The sequence below is a fragment of the Spiroplasma endosymbiont of Lariophagus distinguendus genome (assembly GCF_023846195.1).
In the GTDB taxonomy this organism is placed as follows: domain Bacteria; phylum Bacillota_I; class Bacilli_A; order Mycoplasmatales; family VBWQ01; genus Spiroplasma_E.
This window is the reverse complement of the sequence record NZ_JALMUW010000114.1, coordinates 1-1,543: the sequence shown is the minus strand read 5'-3', so window position 1 is coordinate 1,543 and position 1,543 is coordinate 1. Positions and strand designations below refer to the sequence as shown.

1 protein-coding gene is annotated in these 1,543 nt (G+C 25.4%); it reads right to left on the bottom strand.

Annotated elements, in window-relative coordinates; all coding sequences use genetic code 4:
• Positions 1–196: 196 nt before the first annotated feature.
• Positions 197–1,543, bottom strand: a 1,347-nt coding sequence (locus M0D11_RS05940; protein ID WP_252320976.1) for a VirB4 family type IV secretion system protein, incomplete at its 5' end; no start/stop codon positions are given.

The following is a 1,543-nucleotide window of genomic DNA, read 5'->3' as shown; positions in this document are numbered from 1 at the left end:
TATCAAAATTCATATCACTGCAAAAATTCAGATTTTATGAAAAATATTTTCTTGTCACTTGTCTTTTATTCAATTTATCATCATTTATTACTCCTTTTTAGGTATATACCTTTATTTGGCTTATATTTGTTGTTTTTAGCGATGTTTTTATTTTGAATACTAAACCATTAATCAATCATTAGTTATGAGAATTTTTTTATGTATTTCCTACAATTTGCACCTCATCATCAATTTGTAAGACTTGAATTGGTAATTGTTCTTGTTTGGAGATTTTAAATCAAAATTTGCCCTGAGAAGCTTTTGCAATATAAGTTTTAATAGCTTCACTAAGTCCACCAGATTGTTTATACATATCATTCAAATTATTTAAATCATTTGGTTGCATACCACCAACTAAGGTATATTGAACATTGTTGATAATGCCAGTAAATTTCTTTTTGACATTTTCACTGCCAGTAAAATCAGCAATGTTTTGTGTTGCAATAATTAATGAGCTTTTGCATTTTCTAATTCTTTTCATTGTGTGAAATAAAAAGTCTAGTGCAACACTATTATTTTCGTTAGCTAGTAAATGTGCTTCATCAACAGCAATAATAATTCGCTTTCAATCTTTTTCTTGTTTATTTTCGTTGTATGACTGAACTGCTGAAAGTTCAATTCCTAGCATTCGTAAAATCAACATCATTTGTAAATTAATTATTTTTTTATTACTATTTTCAAATAACTCTCTTAAATCAAAACAAACTATATTTGCTTTGCTTCATTGAAATTTAGTATGGCCATTTCAATATTTAGCATAGGTACCTTGTGTTAAAGCTGTTAACTTAGATTTTAAATTATCTAACTTTAAAATATTTGCTGATGATTTTTCATCTTTAATTTTTTGACAAATCAAATTATATAAGTCAGTAAATGTTGGATAATCTGTTGCTTTTAACTTTTCAAAATCAGTACTTGGTAAAATATGGTTTTGAAAATATAATTCTTTAATTAATTCTATTAATAGACTTGTAGTTATGTCATCATCATTTAAATTTGGATATAACATAACAAAAAATGCTTCTAGTAATGATAGTTGGCTATTAAATGTATTTGCATTATCATGACTATCATCTAATTTATAAATTTCTAGTGGATTTATAATATTACCTTTGGCACCTGAACCATTAACAACTTGTCCATTTAAGTAATTAGTCAAATTACTAAATTCACGTTCAGGGTCTAAAATAAATATTTTTCTATTATTTTGATATGCCTGATTTAAAAGAATTTTTTTAGTAGTAAATGATTTACCACTTCCACTTTCTCCTAAAATTAACAAATTATGATTTATTCTTTGTGAGTTCTTTTTAAATAAATCTCAAATAACCGGTTTTCCGGAATTAGTTTCAGCAAGTAAAAATCCTTTTTCATCTTTAAGTGGCATATCAGGAATTGGAAAACTTGTTGCAAAAGTATCACAAGTCATTTCAATTTCAACTTCTTTTGAAATAAATTTTGTTCAATAATAAATTTCTATAAGAGCTTGTTGTTGTAAAAATAA